Origin of the sequence: Caballeronia sp. LZ033 (assembly GCF_031451265.1) — a bacterium.
Lineage (GTDB): Bacteria > Pseudomonadota > Gammaproteobacteria > Burkholderiales > Burkholderiaceae > Caballeronia.
Genome location: NZ_JARUXQ010000003.1, coordinates 1,255,042 through 1,279,072, shown reverse-complemented (window position 1 = coordinate 1,279,072; position 24,031 = coordinate 1,255,042). Strand labels below are relative to the sequence as shown.

Below are 24,031 nucleotides of genomic sequence, written 5' to 3'. Positions count from 1 at the left end.
ATCTCATGCCAATCGACTTCACACTGACGGGCGCGCAACGCAAGTTGCAGAAAAACGCCCGCGAATTCGCCATCGAGATTCTTCAGCCGGTGGTCAGGCGGGCGGACGAGGAGCCTGACACGCAAAAGGCGTTCGCCATCACGAAGAGCGCTTACCTCGAGTGCTACAAGCTCGGCTTTGCAATGGGCTTCCTGCCGCGGGAATACGGCGGCGGCGGCATCAGCAATCTGGACTTGCAGATCGTCGCGGAGGAAATCACGGCCGTGGACCCGGGCTTCGCCACCGTGCTGCTGGTGAATGGGCTTGCGCTCATGCCGCTCGTCTGGTTCGGGTCGGATGTACAGAAGCAGAAGTGGCTGACACGGGCAACCAGCGATCCGCGTGGGGAATACATCGCGGGATGGACGGTCAGTGAGGCGGTCAGTGAAACCGGCGGCACGGCGAACTTCGATCACCCGGCCGCGAGTCCGGCAGGCATCGGCCTGATCGCAAAGCATGACAAGGGGCGCGGCGAGTATGTGCTGAACGGCACCAAGTACTGGCCGTGCAATGCGGGCGGCTGGGATCTGAAGGGCGCGGATGTGAACGTCTGCATCGTACGCACCGACGCTTCGAAAGGCGGCCGCGAGGGACTCAGCGCGATCATCGTCCCGCGCGGAACAGCGGGCGTCAGTTATGCCCCGCCCATCTCCAAGCTGGGGCATCGCCTGTGCCAGAACAATGCGATGACGTTCTCGGACTGCCGCGTGTCCGAAGAGAACGTGTTCGCCGCGGGAGACGGCGACCTCGTCATCAGCAAGGCATTCACGTGGTCGGGACCGGTGGCGGCGATTGCGGCGGTGGGTGTGGCGCGATCGGCATACGAGTTCGCGTTGAACTGGTCGAAGACGCGCAGCGCGGGCGGCGGCGTACCGATGATTCATCATCAGGCAGTCGGCTACATGCTCGCGGAGATTGCGATGAAGATCGAGGCGTGCCGTGCGTTCTCGTGGAAAGCGGCGCATTACCTCGACCAGTTCGATTCGGACGGCCATGCCGTCGCTGCGATGGCGAAGGTGTTCTGCGGCGAAGCGCTGTTCGGCGCGGTGTTCCGGGCGCTTCAGGTGATGGGTGTCAATGCGCTCGACCGGCAACATCCAATGGAAAAGTTCCTGCGCGAGGCCGCCGTGTTCCCGCTGTACGATGCGGGCAACATAGGCATGCAGATGCGGAAGATCTGGGGTGTCATGCTGGACGAACATTTCGATCCGCGAGCGATTGCCGATACGCGCCGGATGAGCTTTCGAAAGACGATGGAAAGCGCCGGCGCCGTGCTGCCGCAACGCGAACCGGCGTCTCAGTGAACGGGCGAAATACCATGGGATGCGTCGGGCATATCAACCGACGATGCGGGAATACCAATAGCAGGATGTCAATGCGGGCCGCTCTTCATAGACTGTTAAACAGGTCGATGCGGAGAGCCGGACATGGACGACATCATCAGCAGGCAACGCCGCCGGACGCTTCGTGCGGCTGTCGCCATGGTGGGCGCGGCGGCATGTGGCATGGCGTCAAGGACAAGCGCACAGCCGGCGCAAACAAGGGCATCCGGAACGTTTGAATCGATGCGCCAGATCGATGCAGGCGTGCTGAACGTCGGCTATGCGGAGGCTGGTCCGCGTGAGGGGCCTGCGGTGATCCTGATCCACGGCTGGCCCTACGATATTCACAGCTATGTCGAGGTCGCGCCGCTGCTCGCCTCGGAGGGCTATCGCGTCATCGTGCCTTATCTGCGAGGTTATGGCTCCACGCGCTTCCGCTCGTCCGACACGCCGCGCAACGGCCAGCAAGTCGTCACGGCACTCGATCTCGTCGCGCTGATGGACGCGCTCGGCATCGGCCAGTCCGTGCTCGGCGGCTACGACTGGGGCGCGCGCACCGCGGACATCGTCGCCGCGCTCTGGCCCGAGCGCGTCAAGGCGCTGGTTTCGGTCAGCGGATATCTGATCGGCAGTCAGGACGCGAACCGCAAGCCTCTGCCGCCATCGGCCGAACTTCAATGGTGGTATCAGTACTATTTCGCGACCGAGCGCGGCGCGCTGGGCTATGCGGCGAACCTCGATGCCTTAAACCGCCTGATCTGGCAACTCGCCTCGCCGCGATGGTCGTTCGACGACGCGACTTATCGGCGCTCGGCCGCCGCGTTCCACAATCCCGATCACGTCGCCATCGTGATTCACAACTATCGATGGCGTCTCGGCCTCGCGCAAGGCGAGCCGCGATACGACGCGCTCGAACAGCGGCTGGCCGCCGCGCCCGCCATTGCGGTGCCCACCGTGACGCTGGAAGGCGACGCGAACGGCGCGCCGCATCCGGAACCGGCGGCTTACGCACGGAAGTTCAGCGGCAAGTACCTTCACCACACGATAGAGGGCGGCGTCGGCCATAACCTGCCGCAGGAGGCGCCCCGTGCGTTTGCGGACGCGATTCTTCAGGCCGCCAGTCTGTGACGGCCGTTCATCAACATGGCTGCGCGCTCAAGGAGCCTGGTTATGTCGGACCTGATGAAGACGGTGGATGCGTGGGAACGGACCATCGTGATGATGAGATCGTGCATGAACCCGGCTGGCCTCGCGGCGTCGCGCCACGCGGCGGGCGGTCTGCCGGACCAGAGCGCCGATCCCTGCGGCGCCGGCCTCGTGGTGAGCGTGATAGAACGCCCCACGCCGACGACCGCCACGATCTACTGGCGCGACCCGACCCGCTGCAGCTATGGCGACCAGTCGTGGAGAATCCGGCGCGCGCGCAAGCGAGGGCGATGTGCGATCAGCGGCGAGTCGATCGCGGCAGGCGATTTCGTCTATGCACCGATCCGCACCACCAGCGTGTGCAACGGGCACGCGATGATCCTTGCGTCGGTGATCGAGCAATACACGCTGGCATGAAACGCGGACTACACCGTGCCGTGATGCGCCGTCAGCGGCGCGGCAACGCGGCCTATCGAATCCGGGGCGACGAACGGCACGACCGTTTGCGAATCGCGCGCAGTCCCGATGCCGAGCACTTCTGCTTTCCTGACCAGATCGGGCAGATTGCGCGAAGCCATCTTCCTCATGACCTGCCCGCGATAGATCTTTACGGTGACTTCGCTCAGGTTCATGTCGTAGGCGATCTGCTTGTTCAGCATCCCGGCGACAACACGCTGCATGACGTCCTTCTCGCGCAGGGTGAGTGACTCGAACGACGAGAATACGACGGCGAGCGCCGCGTCGGCCGCGCGGCGCGCTGCGTCGCGCTTCAATGCGTCAGCGATGGCGTCGAGCATGTCCTGGTCACGGAAAGGCTTTTCGAAGAAGTCGAGCGCGCCGGCCTTCATCGCCTTGACGGTCATCTCGATGTCGCCGTAGGCGGTCATGAAGAGTATCGGCATGTGCACGCCATGGCGTGCGAGATCGGTCTGGAACGCAAGGCCGCTCGCGCCGCGCAGGCGCACGTCGAGGACAAGACAGCTCGGCACGGCGTACTTGGGAAACGCGAGAAATTCGGTGGGTGAATCGAAGGTCTGGACCCGCAGCCTGACCGAACGAATCAGGCTCTGCAATGTGAAGCGGATCGACTCGTCGTCATCGACCACATAGACCACCGGAGTCTGATCGTCCGGCTTGCTGCCGCCGGACGTGGATTGCAGCATGGAGTTCATCTTTGCTCCTGTGCAGGGACCTTGCGCGGATAGACGTTACATAGCGATGCGAAACACTCTAGCAGGATTTACTGAAAAAATTCTGCCGAGTTACGCGCGATGTGGGTTGCCATCCGGCCTCCGGCGCCACGACGCGGGGCAAATATGCTGCGACGTCCACACCGGTGCGTGACACCTCGTATAGAGCGCTATACGTTGGTATGAACGCGCCGCCGGGCAGAGGTTTCGGCCACTATAGTTGCTGCATCACACGACCGAAGACAACGGTAATGGAGAGTGACATGACCTCTGATAGCACCCACAAGCAGATCAGGATCGAACCTCGTAGCCCGTCTTGCTGGCGCGTCATCATCGACCAACCGCCTTTCAATATCTTCGGTCCCGATATGCTGCCGCAGCTCAACGCCGTGGTCACCGCGCTCGAAACGGACCCGCAGGTGAAAGTCGTGGTATTCGAGAGCGCGGTGCCGGGCTTCTTCCTCACGCACTACGATTTCGAACCGCCGCTCGAAGCAACGACGAGCATGGCGCCCGGCCCCACGGGCCTGCCGCCGTTGCCCGACATGCTGGTGCGCATTGGCCGCATGCCGGTGATCTCGATTGCGAAGATACGCGGTCGTGCAACCGGTGTCGGCAGCGAGCTGGCGCTTGCGAGCGACATGCGCTTCGCCAGCCGCGACAAGGCGTTGCTGTCGCAATGGGAGATCGGCGCCGCGCTGGTGCCCGGCGGCGGACCCATGACGCGGCTGTCGCGCTTGATCGGCCGGGGCCGCGCGCTCGAAGTGCTGACGAGCGGAAACGACTTCGACGGCGCCCTCGCGGAACGCTACGGCTACGTCAACCGCGCGTTGCCCGACGACGAACTCGACGATTTCGTCGAGGCGCTCGCCACGCGCATCGCTTCCTTCGACAAGCAATCGCTCGCGGTCATCAAGCGGCATGTCAATGCGGAGACGTTGCCGCCCGATACGTCGGTCGCACCCGAGTGGGACGCCTTCATCGCCGCCGTGCAGCGGCCGGCCGCGCGCGAAAAGATCGCTCGGTTGATGGAGATGGGCTTGCAGGAGGATCCGGATGTGGAGGCGAGACTCGCGCACTACACGGGATCGCTGTGGCGCTAGTGCTGCGGCCGGACAGCGGCGCAAGCTGCGGAAGGTAAGACGGGCTCCTCGCGTGATAGGCTGCTTTTCGCCTCGGAAGCGGTACGGATGGTGGGATGCGTACCGGTTTCGTCGGAAGAGAGCGGCGAAAGGGAGCATCACATGGACCTCACCGGCTTTGCGCTCGAACCGCTGCACAACGACGGCGACCTGCTCATGGTCCGCGCGCATCGCCCGGACTCGCCGGTCACGCTGCTCGTGCGCGTAGCGAATCAGCCTGCGTCGCAGACCATCATGCGGCTGGAACACGAATACGGCCTGGCTTCGTTGCTCGCGCCCGAGTGGTCCGCGCAGCCGCTCGCGCTCGATCTCGGACGCGTGCCGCCCGTGCTGATCCTCGACGACAGCGGCGGTGACCCGCTCGTCCGCGCGCTGGGCAAGCCGCTTGCACTGGCGCGCTGTTTGCGCATCGCCGTGAATCTGGCGCAGGCCATGGTCGAAATGCATGCGCTCGGCATCGTGCACAAGGACATCAAGCCCGCGAACGTGCTGGTCGGCGCGGACGAGCATGTTCGCCTGACCGGCTTCGGGATCGCGTCGCTGTTGCCGCGCGAGCCGCCGCCGCCGGCGCCGCCTGAGGTCATCGCGGGAACGCTGGCCTATATGTCTCCCGAGCAGACGGGACGCATGAACCGGCCGGTCGACGCGCGCAGCGACCTGTATTCGTTCGGCGCGCTGCTCTACGAGATGTTGACGGGTGCGCCGCCCTTCGCCGCATCCGATGCCATGCAGTGGATTCACTGCCACATCGCGCGCCGGCCCGTGCCAGTGACGGAATGCGTCGAGGGCTTGCCTGCCGTGGTCGCGTGCATCGTCGAGCGGCTGCTGGCCAAGATCGCGGAGGATCGATACCAGACTGCGCTCGGGGTTCTCGCCGACCTGCGAACCTGCCTCGCGGCGTGGGAAGCGAGCGGCGACATACCGTCCTTCACGCTCGGGACGTGCGATGCGTCCGACCACTTGCGCATCCCCGAAAAGCTCTATGGGCGTGCTCCGCAAATCGACACGCTGCTCGCGGCGTTCGATCGCGTGGCAACGCAGGGCGACGCCGAAATCGTGCTGGTGTCGGGACATGCGGGCATCGGCAAGTCGGCGCTGGTCAATGAATTGCATAAGGCGCTGGCGCCGTCGCGCAGCCTGTTTGCATCGGGCAAGTTCGACCAGTATCAGCGCGATACGCCCTACGTGCCGCTCACGCAGGCGTTCCAGTCGCTCGTGCGTATCCTGCTCAACCAGAGCGATGCGGAACTCCGGCACTGGCGGCACGAGCTGACGGAGGCGCTCGCGCCCAACGCCCAGTTGATGATCGGACTGATTCCGGAGCTGGCGCTGATCATCGGTGAGCATGCGGCGGTGCCGTCACTGCCGCCGCAAGAAGCGCGCAACCGGCTGCATATCGTGTTTCGCCGCCTGCTGGGCGTGTTCGCGCGGCCGGAGCATCCGCTTGGACTGTTTATCGACGATCTGCAATGGCTCGACGCGGCGACGCTCGAACTGATCGAAGACTTGGCGACGCATACTGACGTGACGCACCTGCTGCTGATCGGCGCGTATCGCTTGGAGGGCGTCGAACCAGGGCATCGCTTGGCTCACATGATCGATGCGGTGAGCGACAGCGGCATGAACGTAAGGCGTGTCGATCTCGAAGCCCTCGCGACCGGCAGCACGACGGTACTCCTCGGCGATGCGCTGCGCTGCACCGCGGAGGAGGCGATGCCCCTCGCGCAACTGCTGCACGAAAAGACCGGCGGCAATCCGTTCTTCCTGATCCAGTTCCTGACGATGCTGGCCGACGAGAGATTGCTTGCATTCGATCATCGCGCCGGCCACTGGACGTGGGACCTCGGGCGGATCCGCGCGAAGGGATTCACTGAGAACGTCGCGAGTTTGATGGCCGCCCGGCTCGGCCGCCTGCCGCAGCCGACGCGCGAAGCGTTGAGCCGGCTCGCGGCGCTGGGCAACGTGGCGCGCATCGACGCATTGAAGCGTGTTCATGGCGAACCAGAAGACGCAATCGATGCGAGGCTTTGGGAGGCCATGAAAAGCGGCCTGGTGCGTCGGACCGACGATGCCTATGTGTTCGTGCACGACCGCGTGCAGGAAGCCGCTTATGCGCTGATTCGGGAGGATGAGCGGCCCGCGCTGCATCTGCATATCGGCCGTGCGCTGGCGGCGGGAAGCGCGCCGGACGAAACCGGCGCGCTGCTCTTCGACATCGTCAATCATCTCAATCGCGGGATCGGCTTGATGACCGATGCCGACGAACGCGAACGCACCCTCGTGCTGAATGACGAGGCGGGGCGCCGCGCGATGAGTTCGGCTGCGTTCGCGGCGGCGCGAAACTATCTCGCGCAAGGCGTGGCGCTTTTGTCCGGCGACGCATGGGACCGGCACTACGCCCGCACGTTCGCGCTCTGTCTGGCCTTTGCCGAATGCGAGTATCTCGCCGGCCGCTTTGTGGAGGCCGATGCGCTCTTCGACATGCTGCTCGAACGCGCCGCTTCGAGCCTGGACCGTGCCAAGGTCTTCGGCTTGCGCATGGAGCTGTATCAGGTTGCGGGCCGCTTCGATGAGAGTTTTGACGTCGCCGTGCTCGCCTTGCGCGAATTCGGCGTGCTGCTGCCGCCGCATGACACCGCCGCCGGCGCCGAAGTGGAACGGGAACTGCATGACATTGCCCATGGCCTCGCGGGCCGCGCCATCGACAGGCTGGTCGATGCGCCGGTCGCAACCGATCCCGCCATCCGGACGATCATCGACCTGCTCGTGGAATCGATGCCTTGTGCGTTCATCGCCCGGCCGGCTTTCTATCCGCTCATCACGCTGAAGGCGGTGAACCTGTCATTGCGCGCCGGCAATACCGACAAGTCGAGCTTCGCCTATGGCAACTACGCGCTGATGCTGGTCTCGCGGATCGGCGATATTGCCTCGGCGGTGCAGTTCTCGGAGATGTCGCTGGCGTTGAACGAGAAGTTTGGCAATCGCCGCTTCAAGGGCAAGCTGCTGCATCTGCACGGCAATCACATCAACTTCTGGCGTCGTCACATCATGACCGACCTGCCGATACTCGAACGCGCGAGCAGCGCGTGTCTCGATGTCGGCGACCTGGCTTTCGCCGGCTATCTGGCCTTCACCACCGTCTGGCAGACGATAGAAAAGGGCACGCCGCTGGCCGAAGTGCTGCGGCTCTCCCGTCGTCACGCGGCGTTTGCACGGCAGAGCCGCAACGACGCCGTGTACGAGACGATTCTCCTGCAACAGCATTTTGTGACGACGCTGCTGGGCGAACCCGCCGACGACACCCCGGCGAACGCCCGCTTCGATCGCGACGCCGCGTGTTCGGTCATCATGCAGGCGAACTTCGGTTGCGGCATTGCGTTCCGGCACATCATGGATCTGATGCTGGCGTATCTGCAAGGGCGCTACGACGACGCACTCGACGCCGCCCGGCACGCACAGGCGAATCTCGATGCCGCAATGGCCCTGCCGATAGAAGCGACGTACCACTTCTTTCATGCGCTGACCTTGACGGCGCTGGATGCGTCGGCGAGCGAGGAACAGCGGATCGTGCGGCGCCGCACGCTGCATGCCATCTGCGCGAAGTTCGCGGACTGGTCGAGCCATTGCCCTGGCAATTTCCGTCATTGTCATGCGCTGATCTCCGCTGAAGCCGCGCGTCTCGAAGGCCGCGCGTCGGATGCCATGCACCACTACGAAGAGGCGGTGCGCTCGGCGCGCGAGCATGGCTTCATCCAGCATCAGGCGCTGGCGCATGAACTGGCCGCACGCTTCTTCGCCGGACGCGGCCTGGAGACCATCGCGGGCACCTATCTGGCGAATGCGCGCGCTTGCTACGAGCGCTGGGGCGCACACAGCAAGGTGCGCCAATTGGCGCGCGACCACGCGCAGGCTTCGCGGGCGCTCACGGATATCGGCGGAACCATCGCCACCACCAGCGAGCAGCTCGATCTGGAAACGGTGGTCAGCGTGTCGCGCGCCATCTTCAGCGGTGTCGATCTGGAGCAGCTGATTCATACGCTGATGAAACTGGCGCTCGAACACGCCGGTGCGAATCGCTGTCTGTTGCTGCTCAGGCGCCGCAAGGAAATGCGTGTCGAGGCCGAGGCCACGGCGAGCGCGGAGCGCATCGACGTGCGGTCGCTCAAGTTGCGCATCGAACAGGTGGACCTGCCGGGGTCGGTCCTGCGCTACGTGATGCGCGCCAGCGACAGTCTGCTGCTCCACGATGCCTCATCCACCCATCCGTACTCATCCGACGAGTACGTGATGCGGCACGATTGCCGCTCCATCCTGTGCCTGCCGCTCATCAAGCAGACGCGCCTGATCGGCGTGCTCTACCTGGAGAACACGCTCGCGTCCAACGTCTTCACGCCCGCGCGCAGCGCCATCCTGCGGCTGCTTGCCTCGCAGGCGGCGATGTCGCTGGAGACCGCGCGCCTCTACGCCGATCTGCAACATGCCGAGGCGCTGCTGGCCGATGCACAGAGACTGAGCGACACCGGCAGCTTCGACTGGCATGTGTCGAGCGGCGAACTGTTCTGGTCGAAACAAAGCTTCCGGATCTTCCAGTACGACACCGCCACGCCGCCGACCCTCGAACTGATGCTGGCGCGGGTGCATCCCGATGACGTGACCTTCGTGCGCCTGATGCTCGACCGGGCGATGCGCGAACGCCAGCCGTTCGATATCGAGCACCGGCTGCTGATGCCGGACGGCGCCGTGCGGCACCTGCAACTCGTGGCGCACGTGCTGGCAGACCTCGATGACGGCATTCGCGTGCTCGGCGTGCTGAAGGACATCACGACGCGCAAGCAGGCCCATGCCGCGTTGCTGCGCAGCGAACATCGCTATCGCAGTCTGTTTCTCGACATGCCCGTGGCGCTCTGGCAGATCGACGCGCAGCCGCTCATCGCATTGCTGTCGGATCTGCGCGCACAGGGCGTGGAAAGCCTGTCCGACTATATCGACGAGCATCCCGGATGGCTGAACCGGGCGATGGAGCTGCTCGTCATCGAGGAAGTCAATCACCACGCTGCGAGCATGTTTGGCGCGCGGGAGGCGCACATGCTGCTCGGTCCGTTGCCATGGGTCTGGCGCGAAAGTCCCGGCACGTTCAGGCGCGCGCTGGAGAGCCGTTACAGCGGGGCATCGGTGTTTCAGGAGACGACCAGAATCCCGACGCTCGACGGACGCATCATCGACGTCCTGCTGACGATCGCCCGTCCCATCGCGGCGGAGGATCTCGGCATTGCGCTGATCAGTCTCGTCGACCTGACGGAGCGCATCCGTGCGCAGGACATGCTTCAGCGGCTTCAGGCCGACTTCGCCCACGCGGCGCGCATTGCCACGCTCGGCGGACTGAGCGCGTCGATTGCGCATGAGCTGAAGCAGCCGCTCGCCGCGATCACGATGAACAGCGCGCTCAGCACCCGCTGGCTCGACCGGAAAGCGCCGGACGTGGACGAGGCGCGGCTCGTCAATCAGCGCATCAGGATCGATGCGCAGCGTGCGGTGGACATCGTCGACCGGATCCGGGCGATGGCGATGCGCCGCGGACTGACGCGCGCCGAAGCGCCGCTGGATGAACTGATCGACGAGGCGCTGCTGTTTCTGCAACATGACGTCGGCTCGCGCGGCGTGACGATCATGCGCAAGTGCGCGCGTCCCGCGCCCGTGGTTCTCGTCGATCGCGTGCAGTTGCAACAGGTCATCGTGAACCTGGTCGTCAACGCGATGCAAGCCGTGGAGGCGGACGGCCAAGGCGCCAGGATCGTCGCGATACGCACCGAACTCGCCGATCCGTCGAGCGTCATGTGCAGCGTGGAAGACAGCGGCCCCGGAATCGATGTCCAGGACATGACGCATATCTTCGAAAGCTTCTTCACGACGCGCGAGAACGGCATGGGCGTGGGGCTCGCCATCTGCCGGTCGATCATCGAGGCGCATGGCGGACGGATCGATGCCGACAACGCATCGGTACACGGCGGCGCGCGCTTCACCTTCAACCTTCCGCTGGCATCGTCCGGCACATCATGAGCCGCTCATCATGCAGGTCAGATATCAATCCATTACTGTTGACGACGTGTCGATCTTCTATCGCGAAGCCGGCCGGGAAAATCGACACGTCGTGCTTTTGCTGCATGGCTTTCCCTCGTCTTCACGCATGTTCGAACCGCTGCTGCACAGACTCGGCGACGAATATCACCTGATTGCACCAGATTTTCCGGGCTTCGGTCATAGCGACGCGCCCTCGCCGGAGCAGTTTGCCTACACCTTCGATCACGTCGCCGAGGTGATCGGCGGATTCGCCAACGCGCTCGGCCTCGATTCGTACACGCTCTTCGTGCAGGACTATGGCGGGCCGGTGGGCTTCCGGCTCGCGCTGGCGTATCCGGAACGCGTGGAGGCGATGATCGTGCAGAACGCCGTGGCGCACGAGTCGGGCCTCGGGCCGTTGTGGGATACGCGCCGGGCATTCTGGGCGAATCGGCAGAAGTATCAGGCTGCGGTCGAACAGAATCTGATGTCGCTCGCGGCCGCGAAGCAGCGTCATGTCGGCACGAGCCCGAATGTCGATCGATACGATCCGGACCTGTGGACCGACGAGTTCGCGTTCCTGTCGCGCCCGGACCAGACGCGCATCCAGAGCGATCTGTTCTATGACTATCAGTCCAATGTTGCCGCCTATCCAGAGTGGCAGGCGTGGCTGCGCCGTCATCGGCCGCGCATGCTGGTGGTATGGGGGCGCTACGACCCGTCCTTCCTGCCCGGCGAAGCGCACGCCTACCGGGACGATGTTCCGGATGCGGAGGTGCATTTGCTCGACGCGGGGCATTTCGCGCTCGATGAGAAGGCCGATGAAATCGCCGACCTCATGCGTGATTTCCTGCGCCGTGCACTAGACGCGTGACCTTCGTTTGACGCGACTATACCCGCGGCAAGGTTCGACATACCCGGCGACGATTGAAGGAACGCGCGCGCCGTCCTGTAATGAAGCTTGGCGACCGGCGTCACGTGTTGCGCCGGTGCTGACTTCGTTACCCAAAGGAGCAAGGCATGCGAACCCGAATGCTGAATCTTACCGTCGCGGCGGCCGCGTCATTCATGTTCATCTTTACCGTGACCTTGCCGCGCGCGACGGCCGCGGAAGCGTCGCCTGACAGCACGGCCGCGACCAGCAAAAAGGCGATCCGCGCGGAGAACCGCGCACTGGGCCGCTCCGTGCGCCACTCGCTCACCCAGGCCAAGGGCCTGGACTCATCGCACATCAACGTGCTTGCACGCGGCAGCACAGTCACGCTGGAAGGCTCCGTACCGGACCAGTCGCAGATCGATACCGCACAGGCGGCCGCAGCGAAAGTGGCAGGCGTCCAGCGGGTCGACAACCGGCTCACCATTTATGAACCGGGCAACTGATCCTTCCGGGAGACGTCATGAGCACCGATTCGATGCAGCGCGAGCAGGAATCCGCGACGTCCGGGGCCGGGGCGCTCGGCATGAAACTGGAGATCGCCGTGGTGCCGGTGTCCGATGTCGATCGCGCCAAGGCGTTCTATAGCGGCCTGGGGTGGCGTCTGGACGTCGATTTCAAAGGCGAAGACGGCTACCGCGTGATCCAGTTCACTCCACCGGAATCCGCATGCTCGGTCATGTTCGGACAGAACATGACGGATGCCGCGCCGGGCTCCGCTCGCGGGCATTACCTCGTGGTCACCGACATCGCGGCCACGCGTGCGGAACTGGAACGGCGCGGCGTGCAGGTCGGCCCGCTCTTTCACGACGAGGGTGGCGTCTTCCATCGCCATGACGGCACGGGGTGCATTGCAGGCGCCAGTCCGGAGCGCAAGAGCTACGCGACCTTCGCCACGTTCAGCGACCCGGACGGCAACCGCTGGTTCCTGCAGGAGATCACTGCGCGACTATCGGCGGATGTGGAAGCGGACGATCCTCGCTTCACGCCGCAAATTCTCGCGGTGTTGCACGGCAAGGCATGACGCCGGTGGCATCCCGGCACGGCGTTGAGCGCGTGCCGGGAACGGCAAATCGAACCCCGAGAGGAATGACATGGCAGACAGTACTCAAGTCGACGCGTCGTCACGTCGGCGCTTCATGCAAACGGCCGTGGCCGCGGCGGCTGCCGGTTCCGCAAGCGGATTCGTCCTCGCCGATACCGCGATCAGCACCACGTCCCGACCGCCCGGCAGCGACAAGACCGCAATACGGACCTTGCGCGTGCATGCGCCGGAAGCGCAGCTCGCGGAGCTCAGACGGCGCGTGAAGGCGACCAAATGGCCCAGCCGCGAAACGGTGCCGGACGACACCCAGGGCGTGCAACTCGCGACGATGCAAAGCCTCGCGCATTACTGGACCACGGCGTATGACTGGCGCAAGGTCGAAGCGAAGCTCAATGCGCGGCCCCAGTTCGTGACCGAGATCGATGGTGTCGACATTCATTTCACGCACGTGCGCTCGCGCCATGCCAATGCATTGCCGATGATCGTCACGCATGGCTGGCCCGGGTCCGTCATCGAACAGATGAAGATCATCGATCCGCTGACGAACCCGACCGCATACGGCGGCACGGCGGCGGATGCGTTCGATGTCGTGATTCCGTCGCTGCCGGGCTACGGTTTCTCCGGTACGCCGACGACCACGGGCTGGGATCCGGCCCGCATCGGGCGAGCCTGGGTCGCGCTGATGGAGCGCGTGGGCTACACGCGCTATGTGGCGCAGGGCGGCGACTGGGGCAATGCCGTGACCGAACAGATGGCGCTGCTGAAGCCGTCCGGTTTGCTTGCCATGCATACCAACATGCCGGCCACCGTTCCCGACGATATCGCCGACGATCTGAAATACGGCAAACCCGCGCCGGCGGGCCTGTCCGAAGACGAGCAGCATGCGTTCGAGCAACTCGATTACTTCTACAAGCATGGTCTCGGTTACGCGCTGGAAATGGCGAACCGTCCGCAAACGCTTTACGGACTGGAAGACTCGCCTGTCGGCGCGGCGGCGTGGATGCTCGATCACGACGCCCGCAGCCAGGAGATGATTGCACGGGTGTTTCAAGGCCAGCCGGAAGGACTGACGCGCGACGATGTGCTCGACAACGTCACGCTTTACTGGCTGACGGGGACATCGATCTCGTCGGCAAGGCTGTACTGGGAGAACAAGTTCAACTTCTTCGCGCCGAAACACGTGGAGATTCCAGTCGCCGTCAGCGTCTTTCCCGACGAGATCTATAGCGCGCCCCGCAGCTGGACCGAACGCGCCTATCCGAAGCTGATTCACTACAATCGTCTTCCCAAGGGCGGGCATTTTGCGGCATGGGAGCAGCCTCAGCTTTTCACTCAGGAAATCCGGGCAAGTTTCCAGTCGCTGCGTTGATGGCCTTCCGGGTCCTCGCGACAACAGGAGCCTGTCATGCACGATGAGACGATACGTGAAGCATTGAATGCACACTGGCGCGCATCGGCGGCGGGTGATCTCGATGCGGAGCACGATATCTACGACGAAGACGCCATCTGCGACTATCCTCAATCTGGCGAGCGCATTCACGGGAAAGCCAATCTGCAGGCGCTGCGTTCCGGTCATCCGGACCGGCCGTCGGGCTTCGAGGTCAGGCGCATACAGGGAAGCGGCGACCTGTGGGTGACGGAATACGTCATCACGTATGGCAAGCGTGCGGCGCTGACGGTGAGCATCATGTCGTTTGCGAACGGCAAGGTCACGCACGAAACCCAGTACTTCACGGAAGCGTTCGAGGCGCCGGCGTGGCGCAGCCGGTGGGTGCAGCGCATGCCGTGAACCAGGAGAGGCCTTCATGAGTACGTTCGAGGATTTCCGGCTGAGGACGTTGCCGCTTGCACAGGGCGCCGGTCAGATGCCCGCGATGGGTTTCGGCACCCTCATCGCCGATCCGGCCATCACGGTGGGCGCGACCCGCGCCGCGTTGCAGGCAGGCTTTCGACACTTCGACTGCGCCGAGCGCTATCGCAACGAGCGCGAAGTCGGCGAGGCGCTACAAGCAGGCATGGCCAGCGAGGGACTGTCGCGTGGCGATATCTTCGTCACCACCAAGTTGTGGAACACGAATCACCAGCCGGACCGGGTGGCGGCGGCCTGCGATGCAAGCTGCGCAAGGCTCCAGGTCGACTATATCGACCTGTATCTCATCCACACGCCGTTCGCGTTCCAGGCGGGCGACGAACAGGATCCGCGCGATGCCAACGGTGACGTCATTTACGATGAAGGCGTGACGCTGCTGGATACCTGGAAGGCGATGGAGCGCCTCGTCGATGACGGCAAATGCCGCGCCATTGGCTTGTCGGATATCGGGCTGGATGAGCTGCGCCCGCTCTACGAAGCCGCGCGCCTCAAGCCGGCGGTCGTGCAGGTCGAAGCCCATCCGTATCTGCCCGAACGCGAGTTGCTGGAGTTCTGCCAAGGACACGGCATCGTGTTTCTGGCCTTCGCGCCTCTGGGACATGGCATCAAGCCTGGACCGCTGGATGATCCGGTCATCGCCAGGCTTGCCACGCAACTGAACCGGACGCCCGCGCAATTGTTGCTCGCCTGGGCCGTGCAACGCGGCACCGCGTTACTGACGACGCCCAAAAGCGAAGCACGCGCCCGCGAGAACTTCAATGTCTCCGCGCTGCCGGACGAAGCGTTCGCTGAAATCGATGGCATCCAGACGAGGCTGCGCTTCAACGAAGTCGTCAAGACCGGCAGCCCCGGTTTCATTCCCCGAAGACCGTAAGCGACGCCGCGTAGCTCGATTCCCAGCCACCGCCAAGCGACTTGCACAGCGTGATGAGATTCTCCGCAGCCGTCGCCTTGCTTTCTTCCAGCTTGCTTTGCGCATCCAGTAACTGCTTCTGTACGTTGAGCACGTCGAGATAGTCGAGCGCCCCCGCCTTGTAGCGTTGTTGCGCAATGCCGAGGGCGCGCTGATTCAGGCTCACGACGTTCGTCAGGCGCGCATGCCGCCGCTGTTCGGCGTCGTAGACGAGCAGTGCATCGTCGACTTCACGCCATGCGTCGAGCACGGTGTGCTTGTAGACGATGGCTGCTTCCTGCTGCTGTGCCTCACGAAGTTGCAGCGTGCCCTTGAGCCTTCCGCCTTCGAAGATGGGAAACGTAATGGAAGGCCCGACCACGAACTGTCCCGAGGTCCAATCGGCGAAGTTGGAAAGCTGAAGGCTTTGAAATCCGGCGCTGCCGTTCAAGGCAATGCGCGGATAAAAATCGGCTTTCGCCATGCCGATGGACGCGGTCGCGGCATGCAGCTGCGCCTCGGCCTTCCTGATGTCAGGACGGCGCTGCGCGAGTTCGGACGGGAAGCCTACGGGAACCTGACGCGGCAAGGTTGGCGTCGCGTGCGTGTCGGCGAGCATGGATTGCAACGCGCCTGGTTGCTCGGCAAGCAACAGGCCGATGGCGTTGATGTCCGTATCACGATGCGATTCGAGCGTGGGGATCAGGCTTTCGATGGTCTCGCTCTGCGCCCTCGCGTTGGCGACGTCGAGGTCGGTGGTGACGCCTTCCCGCACGCGCACTTGCGTCAGCTTCACCGAGTCCCGTGCGATGGCAAGGTTCTGCCGTGCGATTTCCAGCAGCGATTGCGTGCTGCGCAAATCGATATAGTCGCGTGCGAGTTCCGCGCGCGCGGACAAAAGGATCGCGCTTCGATCTTCGTACGACGCAAGGCTCAACGCGTTGGCCGCTTCGACAGTGCGCCGCACGCGGCCCCAGATGTCGAGTTCCCACGATGCATCGAAGCCCGCTTGAAACAGGTTATAGGCCGGCGATCCCTTGGCGCCCGGCATCGCCGATACACCCAATGGCGCGCCGCCCGATGCCGATTCCGGCTGACTCTGCGAGGGCGTCACGCCGAGCAGCGAAAGAATGCCGTTCTCGCTGCCGCGCTCGCGGTTATACGAGGCGGCGGCATCGAGCGTCGGTAGTTCCGCGGCGCCCGCGATGCGCCGTTGCGCGCGGCTCTGAAGCAGCCGCGCGGATGCAGCGGCCACGTCGAGGTTCGCGTCGGCGAGACGCTGTTCGAGTGCGTTCAGCACGGGATCGTCGAAGAGGGTCCACCAGTCCTGCACGAAAGAAGCTTCGACAGCCTTGCTCGGCGCCTGCGCGGTTTGCGTGCGGTCGAAGACCTTGGGCTTAACGGCGGCGGGGCGCTCGAAGTCCGGTCCGACCATGCAGCCGGCGATCGCAAGGCATGCGGGCAAGGCAAGCACAATCTTCGCGTTCATTTCGACTCGACTCCCTGCGCGACGGTTTCGCTGCGCCGGCCCGTGACGACTTGCGCCTCGACTGAAAGACCCACGCTCAGGTCCGATGCCGCTTCCTGTCCCGGATCGATGATGATCTTGACCGGCACGCGCTGGACGATCTTCGTGAAGTTGCCGGTTGCATTGTCGGGTGCGATGGGCGCGAAGCTGACGCCCGTGGCGGGCGCGAGGCTATCGACACGCCCGCGGATCACGACGCCGGGAAAGCTGTCCACCCGGATGCGCGCCCTTGCGCCGGGCCGCATCTTCGCGATCTGGTTTTCCTGGAAATTCGCGACCACGTACGCCTGCGCGAGCGGCACGACGGCAAGCACCGGCGCACCCGGCGTCACGAACGCGCCCACGCGCGCGGACCGTCGGCCGATCTTGCCATCGACGGGCGTGAGGATCTCCGTGTACGAAAGGTTGAGCTTCGCCTGCTCCAGCGCCGCTTCCGCACGGGCTTGCGTACCGGCGGCCCGGTCGCGTTGCGTACGCAGCACTTGCAGGTTTTGCTCCGTGGTCTTCAGTGCGGCGCGGTCATGCGCTTGCTGCGCGAGTTGTTGCGCCAGCGTGCTCGACGAGCTCTGTTGCTCCTGCGTGGTGCCCGCGCCCGCATCCGAAAGATTTCGATAGCGCGAGGCGTTGGCCCGTGCGAATTCGATAGCGGCGTCGTCGGAACGCAAGGTCGCGCGCGCCTGATCGACGAGTGAAGGCTGTCGCGCGATCTCGGCATCGAAGTTGGCCACGGCCGCGCGGGCTGCGCTGACATCGGCTTCGGCGCTCATCAGCGCGGCGCGATAGTCCCGGTCGTCGATGCGCACCAGCACCTGCCCGGTTTTCACCGTCTGATTGTCGTTGACCAGCACCTCGGAGATCTGGCCGGGGATGCGCGGTGCGACGAGCGTGAAATCGGCCTGTACGTAGGCATCGTTGGTGGACTCGACGTCCGGGTTCGCCAGCAGCCTGAACGAGATCCAGGCCACGATAAGCAATGCGACGACCAGTCCCGCAACGACGATCAGCCTGGAATGAGCGCGGATAGTGGAAAACATGATGACGTCCCTTATTGGGAGGGTGTCGGCTTCACGTACCAGGGCGGGTGTATTCGCACGGGCAAGATGGGAACCAGCACGAGCAACGCGACGGCGACGCACGCCATGACGCGATACAGATCGGCCGATGCCAGCACGAGCGCCTGCTCATGCACGCGATGCGCGAGTTCGCCGATGCCGTGCGTCGCGTCGATGCTCTGGCTGGTCACGAGCGCGCGATTGCCGAGCTGATCCACGAGGAGGTTCGAATGAAAGCGCTCGCGGGCGGTGCCCAGCCCTTCTATGAGACCGGTCGCCACGGCGGCTGAAAAGGTCTTGACGGTGTTGAACATCGCGGACGCGAAGGGGCCTTCCGTCGGCGGCAAGCCGGTGGTGACGCCCATCAGGATGGAGAGAATGACCATCGGCTGGGCCATGATCTGCAGCGACTGCAACCAGTAGAAGTTGTCGCGGATCCATTCGGACGTCATGGCGCTGCCCATCGCGCATGTGGCGATCATGAACAGCAGGCCGAGCGACAACACCCAGCGCACGTCGACGCGCCGCAGATTGAGTGTGGCAGCCGTGAGCGGGAGCACGATCAACAAGGGCAGCGCCACGAGCAGCGAGAGCGGCGCGGACTGCAACGCGCGATAGTCGTGCACGCGGGCCAGGAACTGCCCGGGAATCGCTGCCACGCCGACCAGCAGCGTGACGGCGCCGGCGAGCGTGACCAGACCATGTGTAAAGTTGCGGCGTTGAAGGAGTTGCAGCTTGAAGAAGGGCATCGGCTGGAAATACTCGTTGATCAGGAACGCCACGAGCAGCACGCTGCCGCCGATAAACATTGCGCAGATAAAACCGGATTCGAGCCAGTCGAGACGATCGCCCTGCAAGAGCGCGATCACGAGCATGGCCGCTGCCGGCAACCCTGTGAGCAGGCCGATCCAGTTGAATGAGCGGAAGCGTTCGAGCTTCGGCGCATCTTCGGGAAGTCCCCACACGATCGCGATGCAGCTCACCAGGCCCAGCGGCAGGATCTGCCAGAACACCATCTGCCAGCTGACGTACTCGGTCCACAGCGCGGCGAGCGGTGTGCCGAGCGCCGGTCCGAAGGTCGCGGTCAGCGCGTAGCCGGCGAGTCCGTATAGCTTGATTTGCGGCGGAAGATAGCGCAACGCGACGATGATCAGCATGGGCGGCAGGCAGCCGCCCGAGATCCCCTGCAGGATGCGCAGAACGTATAGCGCCGTCAGCGACGGGGCGAACGGACACAGGAAGCCGAAGAGCATCGTGGCGAGCACGGCGCCTGTCGTGAAGCGCTTGAGCGTGAACGTGATGCCGAACCACGGTGCGAAGATCATCGTGGCGACGTTGGCCGCTTCGAACAAGGTGGTGAGCCAGGTGCCGTCGTCATATCCGATGGACAAGGCGCCCTGGACATCCACCATGGCGACCGCCGTGACCTGTTCGTTCAGGATCGCGAGCAATGAAGCCAGCAGCATGCCGATCAGCCCCACCGCAACGCGCAACGACAGCCCCGGAGCTTGCGGCGCGGGGGCGGCCGCGATGGCGCGGCTGTTGTCGTGGACGTCGGTGGTAATCATGAAGGTTGACCTGTTGCGCGTGCTCGGTCAGACATCGCATGCCGGGACCACGCATCACGGCATCGTGGGTCCGGGAGAACGAAACCTCTTTTTCATGCTGCTAATGCACCCGGTCGAGCGCGCAATATTGCGCTGACGCGTGCTTGTCAGGCTCGGCTGCGTCGAGTGTACGCGCGGAAAATTGCGGTTGCAGTTTGCGTGCAGACCTTCGTCATCCGTAAGGACAGGGTGTTTCCTGGCCAATCGCGTGCAGCTTCTGGCCATCGTGTACCTGTCGAAGACGATCCGTGCTTTCATCCGGAGCCGACTTCGAATGAGAACCCGATCGCCATGCCCGGAACAAGACACGATGCGCCCCCGCCGCAGGAAGCATTGCTCGCGCGACTCATCACCTTGCTCGAGAGAATCAAGGACAAGACCGCAAGCGCGGAGGTCGAGCATTGGCTCAACGGCGAATTGAGCGTGCAGAGCGCGCTTTATCAGGAGATCGCGCAAGGAGTGAAGCGCGGCGTACAAGAGGGCTGGGCAGCAAACCTCGAGATCGATGGGCCGCGCTATCGCCGTTCCTTGCTCAGTGCGCCTTGCGAGAAGACTTTCTTCTTCAGTGTGACGGTCGTGCTGATGGACAGCACCGGCAACACGCAGGGCAATCCGGAAGACAGCGTCCGAGGGCACTATCACGCGCATCCCTACGGCGAGTTCAACATGGTGTTCCCGCTTAACGAAGGCGCCGCGCTCCGCGGTCTCGACGGCTGGTGTCACGGCGGCTGGACCTCGCCGGACCCTGGAAGCCGCCATTTCCCGGAGGTCAAGGGCGGCGCGGTGATCTCGCTGACCTTTCTTCCAGCGGGTCGCATTACCTTCGGCGGTTCACTACAACCGTAAGCGCGTCGCGCCCGGCCCATGGCGCTTCTGCAAAAGAGCATTCCAAAAACAGACTTATTCAAAATCTGACTTTGCAGTAAAGTAGAGTCCAATGACGTTGGCTGCAGCGGAGCATCTCCATGGACCACTACTCGCACAAGAACTTCACGCTGACCCAGAGCGTCGGCTTTGCCGTCAACAAGGCGCGCAACCTGCTGGTCGCGGAGTTGGACGCGGCGTTGAAAGACCTCGGCATCACCACGCAGCAAATGGGCATTCTCATGTCCATGCGCGGCGGCGTGACGCAGACGCCGTTCGAACTTTCAAAACTGCTGGGCATCGACACCGGCCTGATGACGCGCATGCTCGACAAGCTCGAAGCGCGGGAGTTGCTGCAACGCTCGCGCAGTCTGGAAGACCGTCGCGTCGTCAATCTCACGCTGACGCCCGAGGGCGAAAAGATCGCCGATGAACTGCCGCATATCGCGCCGGCCGTCCTCAATAAACGTCTGAGAAAATTCACGCGCGCCGAATTCAACGAACTGCGCCGTCTGTTGAGCAAGTTTCTTGAAGACTGAACACGCGACGCTGTGCGTTCGTGCTTTTTTTTGCGCAATTATCTGACAGGTCAGAAAATGTTCATGCAATCGAATCGTGCCCGCTTTGTTTCGCGGGCAGTGCAGACCAGTATCACGCTGACGTTCGCTGCCATGCTGGCGGCGTGCGCGAATTACGCGGGCATCCATGGCGACGAGGAGATGGCAAAGCCGCAGAGCTACGCGACGGAGCAGAGCCTTCCCGCCGACAATGGCCGCTGGCCCGCGCCCGACTGGGCCGATCAATTCGGCGACGCGCAATTGCATGCGTTGCTCGCCGAAGCGCTTGCAGGCAGTCCGACACTGGAACAGGCGCGTGCGCGCATCGCGGCGGCATCGGCGTATAGCGAAACCGCGAAGGCCAACACGCTGCCGCAAGTCGGCGCGTCGTATTCGTGGACGCGTCAACGCTATTCGGAGAACGCGCTCGTGCCGCCACCATATGCGGGGTCGTGGCAATCCGAGAACAAGGGGCTGCTGTCCGCCTCCTACGAACTCGATCTGTGGGGCAAGAATCGTGAGGCTTTGCGCGCCGCCGTATCGCAGGTGCAGGCCAGCCAGGCGGACGCCGAGGCGGTGCGACTCGCGCTCGATACGTCGATTGCACGCGCTTACAACCAGCTTGCGCGGCTCTATGCGTTGCGTGACATCGTGAAGGGCGAGGTGCTTCAGCGCGAGCAGATCGTGCGGATCACGGCGGGCCGCATTGCCAACGGGCTCGATACCGAAGTCGAGCGCAAGACGGCGGACGCCGATCTCGCGACCAGTCGCGCCACGCTCTCGGCGCTCGATGGCCGTATCCTCGCCACGCGCTATCAGATTGCGGCGCTGCTGGGGAAGGGTCCGGATCGCGGGCTGTCGATCGAACGTCCGCGTCTCGGCATCGGCGATGAAGTGCGTTTGCCCGGTAATCTGCCCGCCGACCTGGTGAGCCGTCGCCCCGATCTCGTCGCGGCGCGCTGGCGTGTCGACTCGATGACGCACGACATCAAGGAAGCAAAGGCCGAGTTCTATCCGGACATCAACCTGAGCGCGTCGCTCGGGCTTGATGCGTTCGGCTTCGGCCGACTGCTGACGGCGGCGAGCCGCACGATGTCGGCGGGACCGGCGATTCATCTGCCCATCTTCGACGGCGGCGCTTTGCGCGCGCAGTTGAAGGGCCGTTATGCCGACTTCGACTACGCGGTGGCCACTTATAACCAGACGCTCGTCACGGCGCTGAGCGATGTCGCGACCGATCTGTCGCAGATTCGCTCGACCGATGCGCAACTTATCGACGCCACTCATGCACAAGAGGCGGCGCGCAGTGCGCAGCAGCTTGCGCTCACGCAGTACCGCGCGGGGCTGACGAACCAGCTGACCGTGCTGAACGCCGAAACCAACGCGCTCGCGGCCGAACGCGCGGTCGCCGACCTGAAGATGGACCGGCGCGATCAGCAGATCGCACTCGCGGCCGCATTGGGCGGCGGCTATACGGACACGCAGGCGGACGCCATCGCCGCACGCTGAGCGAGATCTTGAACAGTAGAGGAGCAGGGACATGAGCGACACCATCATCAAGGAACGCGGCGAGACGGAACGATCCGCCTCCGCCGCCGACACAACACCGCGCAGCAAGCGCAAGCTGCTGCTCACGCTGCTTGCCGCGACGGTGACCGTGGCGGGTGCAGGGTGGGGCGGCTATTACGTCACCACGGGCCGCTTCTTCGAAGCCACCGACGACGCCTATGTCAGCGGCAATCTCGTGCAACTGACGCCTGAAGTGAGCGGCACCGTGATCGCCGTGAACGCAGACGACACGCAGATCGTGCATCAGGGCGCGCCCGTCGTCACGCTCGACGCCGCCGACGCCAAGGTCGCGCTCGGCAACGCCGAGGCGAACCTTGCACAGACGGTGCGGCAAGTGAGCAGTCTGTACGTCAACAACGCGTACTACGGGGCGACGATTGCCCAGCGCCAGTCCGATCTCACGCGCGCGCAGGCGGACCTGAAGCGGCGTATCTCGATTGCCGAAACCGGTGCAGTGTCGGGCGAAGACGTCGCCCATGCGCGCGATGCAGTGAGCGCCGCACAGGCTGCGCTCGACGCCGCGCGCCAGCAATCCGAAGCAAATCACGCGCTGACCGACCGCACCTCCATCGCGCAACATCCGAACGTGCAGGCCGCAGCCACGAAAGTGCGCGACGCGTGGCTGGCGTACGCACGCAACACACTGCCCGCGCCGGTCACCGGCTATGTCGCGCGCCGTTCGGTGCAAGTGGGTCAACGCGTCGCGCCCGGCGCGCCGCTGATGGCGATCGTGCCGCTCGACGGCGTCTGGGTCGATGCCAACTTCAAGGAAGTGCAGCTCGCGCACATGCGCATCGGCCAGCCGGTGACGCTCACGGCGGACGCCTACGGCTCGAAAGTGAAGTACCACGGTCACGTCGAAGGGTTCTCGGCGGGCACGGGCGCGGCCTTCGCAGTGCTGCCTGCGCAGAACGCGACCGGCAACTGGATCAAGGTCGTGCAACGCCTGCCGGTGCGGATCCGGCTCGATCAGCGTGAACTGAACGCCCACCCGCTGCGCATCGGCCTCTCGATGCAGACGGAAGTCGAAACGCGCGACCGGTCCGGTACGCAACTCGGCGCGGCCACGACGACGTCATACAAGACCGATGTCTTCAGCCGCTACGGCGAGGAAGCGGACGCGGAGATCGAGCGGATCATCGCGGACAACGTGACGTCGCGCTGACGCACTTTTCTGTAGCTAGTTATCTGACAGGTCAGTGACAGACAAGACAGGT

Annotated in this window: 19 protein-coding genes; 15 read left to right on the top strand and 4 right to left on the bottom strand. The window is 64.1% G+C overall.

Annotated features, from left to right (window positions below; all coding sequences use genetic code 11):
- Window positions 1-5 precede the first annotated feature (5 nt).
- The 3 genes from QCE62_RS27040 to QCE62_RS27030 all read left to right on the top strand — a co-directional run bounded on the left by QCE62_RS27040 (window position 6) and on the right by QCE62_RS27030 (window position 2,924).
- A complete protein-coding gene (locus tag QCE62_RS27040; protein WP_309925121.1) occupies window positions 6-1,343 on the top strand; it encodes an acyl-CoA dehydrogenase family protein in 1,338 nt (445 codons plus the stop codon).
- 123 nt (window positions 1,344-1,466) lie between these two features.
- Entirely contained in the window at window positions 1,467-2,489 is a 1,023-nt protein-coding gene (locus QCE62_RS27035) for an alpha/beta hydrolase (RefSeq protein WP_309925119.1), read from the top strand.
- Between the two features lie 42 nt (window positions 2,490-2,531).
- Complete coding sequence (locus tag QCE62_RS27030) at window positions 2,532-2,924, top strand: DUF3331 domain-containing protein (RefSeq protein WP_309925117.1); 393 nt, start codon at window positions 2,532-2,534, stop codon at window positions 2,922-2,924.
- An 8-nt stretch (window positions 2,925-2,932) separates the two neighbouring features.
- Here QCE62_RS27030 and QCE62_RS27025 read toward each other — a convergent pair whose 3' ends face one another.
- On the bottom strand, window positions 2,933-3,679 hold the full coding sequence (locus QCE62_RS27025; protein ID WP_309925116.1) for a response regulator: 747 nt from the start codon (window positions 3,677-3,679) through the stop codon (window positions 2,933-2,935).
- A gap of 281 nt (window positions 3,680-3,960) precedes the next feature.
- On the opposite strand from QCE62_RS27025, the gene QCE62_RS27020 reads away from it, so the two are divergent.
- The 8 genes from QCE62_RS27020 to QCE62_RS26985 all read left to right on the top strand — a co-directional run bounded on the left by QCE62_RS27020 (window position 3,961) and on the right by QCE62_RS26985 (window position 15,619).
- Window positions 3,961-4,800 carry an enoyl-CoA hydratase/isomerase family protein gene (locus tag QCE62_RS27020; protein WP_309925113.1) on the top strand — a complete coding sequence of 280 codons (840 nt, stop codon included), beginning with the start codon at window positions 3,961-3,963 and terminating at the stop codon, window positions 4,798-4,800.
- A 141-nt stretch (window positions 4,801-4,941) separates the two neighbouring features.
- A complete protein-coding gene (locus QCE62_RS27015) occupies window positions 4,942-10,896 on the top strand; it encodes an AAA family ATPase (protein ID WP_309925112.1) in 5,955 nt (1,984 codons plus the stop codon).
- A gap of 10 nt (window positions 10,897-10,906) precedes the next feature.
- Window positions 10,907-11,770: an alpha/beta hydrolase gene (locus QCE62_RS27010; RefSeq protein ID WP_309925111.1), complete on the top strand. Its 864-nt coding sequence runs from the start codon at window positions 10,907-10,909 to the stop codon at window positions 11,768-11,770.
- Window positions 11,771-11,916: 146 nt separating this feature from the next.
- Entirely contained in the window at window positions 11,917-12,276 is a 360-nt protein-coding gene (locus QCE62_RS27005; protein ID WP_309925110.1) for a BON domain-containing protein, read from the top strand.
- 17 nt (window positions 12,277-12,293) lie between these two features.
- Window positions 12,294-12,854 carry a VOC family protein gene (locus QCE62_RS27000; protein ID WP_309925108.1) on the top strand — a complete coding sequence of 187 codons (561 nt, stop codon included), beginning with the start codon at window positions 12,294-12,296 and terminating at the stop codon, window positions 12,852-12,854.
- 70 nt (window positions 12,855-12,924) lie between these two features.
- Window positions 12,925-14,244 (top strand): epoxide hydrolase, encoded by a 1,320-nt coding sequence (locus QCE62_RS26995; protein WP_309925107.1) that lies wholly within the window; start codon window positions 12,925-12,927, stop codon window positions 14,242-14,244.
- 36 nt (window positions 14,245-14,280) lie between these two features.
- A complete protein-coding gene (locus QCE62_RS26990; RefSeq protein ID WP_309925106.1) occupies window positions 14,281-14,664 on the top strand; it encodes a nuclear transport factor 2 family protein in 384 nt (127 codons plus the stop codon).
- 16 nt (window positions 14,665-14,680) lie between these two features.
- The gene (locus QCE62_RS26985) at window positions 14,681-15,619 is read left to right on the top strand and encodes an aldo/keto reductase (RefSeq protein WP_309925105.1); all 939 of its coding nucleotides are present in this window, start codon (window positions 14,681-14,683) and stop codon (window positions 15,617-15,619) included.
- Here the strand turns inward: QCE62_RS26985 and QCE62_RS26980 are convergent.
- From QCE62_RS26980 to QCE62_RS26970, 3 genes are read right to left on the bottom strand one after another with little or no spacing between them, the layout of a single operon-like run.
- Window positions 15,600-17,126, bottom strand: coding sequence for an efflux transporter outer membrane subunit (locus tag QCE62_RS26980; protein ID WP_309925103.1), 1,527 nt, complete (start codon window positions 17,124-17,126; stop codon window positions 15,600-15,602). The genes QCE62_RS26985 and QCE62_RS26980 overlap by 20 nt on opposite strands.
- Window positions 17,123-18,199, bottom strand: coding sequence for an HlyD family secretion protein (locus QCE62_RS26975; protein ID WP_309925101.1), 1,077 nt, complete (start codon window positions 18,197-18,199; stop codon window positions 17,123-17,125). The genes QCE62_RS26980 and QCE62_RS26975 overlap by 4 nt, the downstream gene beginning before the upstream one ends.
- An 11-nt stretch (window positions 18,200-18,210) precedes the next feature.
- On the bottom strand, window positions 18,211-19,785 hold the full coding sequence (locus tag QCE62_RS26970; RefSeq protein WP_309925098.1) for an MFS transporter: 1,575 nt from the start codon (window positions 19,783-19,785) through the stop codon (window positions 18,211-18,213).
- Window positions 19,786-20,115: 330 nt separating this feature from the next.
- Here QCE62_RS26970 and QCE62_RS26965 point away from each other — a divergent pair, with 330 nt between their 5' ends.
- The 4 genes from QCE62_RS26965 (at window position 20,116) to QCE62_RS26950 (ending at window position 23,979) form a co-directional block, all read left to right on the top strand.
- Complete coding sequence (locus QCE62_RS26965) at window positions 20,116-20,670, top strand: DUF4863 family protein (protein ID WP_309925340.1); 555 nt, start codon at window positions 20,116-20,118, stop codon at window positions 20,668-20,670.
- 119 nt (window positions 20,671-20,789) lie between these two features.
- A complete protein-coding gene (locus QCE62_RS26960) occupies window positions 20,790-21,227 on the top strand; it encodes a MarR family transcriptional regulator (protein ID WP_309925096.1) in 438 nt (145 codons plus the stop codon).
- A gap of 57 nt (window positions 21,228-21,284) precedes the next feature.
- A complete protein-coding gene (locus tag QCE62_RS26955; protein ID WP_309925095.1) occupies window positions 21,285-22,754 on the top strand; it encodes an efflux transporter outer membrane subunit in 1,470 nt (489 codons plus the stop codon).
- Window positions 22,755-22,785: 31 nt separating this feature from the next.
- On the top strand, window positions 22,786-23,979 hold the full coding sequence (locus QCE62_RS26950) for an HlyD family efflux transporter periplasmic adaptor subunit (RefSeq protein ID WP_309925093.1): 1,194 nt from the start codon (window positions 22,786-22,788) through the stop codon (window positions 23,977-23,979).
- Window positions 23,980-24,031 lie beyond the last annotated feature (52 nt).

Bases quoted from the DNA above. Each gene is read 5' to 3' on its own strand.
- QCE62_RS27040 (WP_309925121.1), top strand. From the start codon at position 6: ATGCCAATCGACTTCACACTGACGGGCGCGCAACGCAAGTTGCAGAAA.
- QCE62_RS27035 (WP_309925119.1), top strand. From the start codon at position 1,467: ATGGACGACATCATCAGCAGGCAACGCCGCCGGACGCTTCGTGCGGCT.
- QCE62_RS27030 (WP_309925117.1), top strand. From the start codon at position 2,532: ATGTCGGACCTGATGAAGACGGTGGATGCGTGGGAACGGACCATCGTG.
- QCE62_RS27025 (WP_309925116.1), bottom strand. From the start codon at position 3,679: ATGAACTCCATGCTGCAATCCACGTCCGGCGGCAGCAAGCCGGACGAT.
- QCE62_RS27020 (WP_309925113.1), top strand. From the start codon at position 3,961: ATGACCTCTGATAGCACCCACAAGCAGATCAGGATCGAACCTCGTAGC.
- QCE62_RS27015 (WP_309925112.1), top strand. From the start codon at position 4,942: ATGGACCTCACCGGCTTTGCGCTCGAACCGCTGCACAACGACGGCGAC.
- QCE62_RS27010 (WP_309925111.1), top strand. From the start codon at position 10,907: ATGCAGGTCAGATATCAATCCATTACTGTTGACGACGTGTCGATCTTC.
- QCE62_RS27005 (WP_309925110.1), top strand. From the start codon at position 11,917: ATGCGAACCCGAATGCTGAATCTTACCGTCGCGGCGGCCGCGTCATTC.
- QCE62_RS27000 (WP_309925108.1), top strand. From the start codon at position 12,294: ATGAGCACCGATTCGATGCAGCGCGAGCAGGAATCCGCGACGTCCGGG.
- QCE62_RS26995 (WP_309925107.1), top strand. From the start codon at position 12,925: ATGGCAGACAGTACTCAAGTCGACGCGTCGTCACGTCGGCGCTTCATG.
- QCE62_RS26990 (WP_309925106.1), top strand. From the start codon at position 14,281: ATGCACGATGAGACGATACGTGAAGCATTGAATGCACACTGGCGCGCA.
- QCE62_RS26985 (WP_309925105.1), top strand. From the start codon at position 14,681: ATGAGTACGTTCGAGGATTTCCGGCTGAGGACGTTGCCGCTTGCACAG.
- QCE62_RS26980 (WP_309925103.1), bottom strand. From the start codon at position 17,126: ATGAACGCGAAGATTGTGCTTGCCTTGCCCGCATGCCTTGCGATCGCC.
- QCE62_RS26975 (WP_309925101.1), bottom strand. From the start codon at position 18,199: ATGTTTTCCACTATCCGCGCTCATTCCAGGCTGATCGTCGTTGCGGGA.
- QCE62_RS26970 (WP_309925098.1), bottom strand. From the start codon at position 19,785: ATGATTACCACCGACGTCCACGACAACAGCCGCGCCATCGCGGCCGCC.
- QCE62_RS26965 (WP_309925340.1), top strand. From the start codon at position 20,116: ATGCCCGGAACAAGACACGATGCGCCCCCGCCGCAGGAAGCATTGCTC.
- QCE62_RS26960 (WP_309925096.1), top strand. From the start codon at position 20,790: ATGGACCACTACTCGCACAAGAACTTCACGCTGACCCAGAGCGTCGGC.
- QCE62_RS26955 (WP_309925095.1), top strand. From the start codon at position 21,285: ATGTTCATGCAATCGAATCGTGCCCGCTTTGTTTCGCGGGCAGTGCAG.
- QCE62_RS26950 (WP_309925093.1), top strand. From the start codon at position 22,786: ATGAGCGACACCATCATCAAGGAACGCGGCGAGACGGAACGATCCGCC.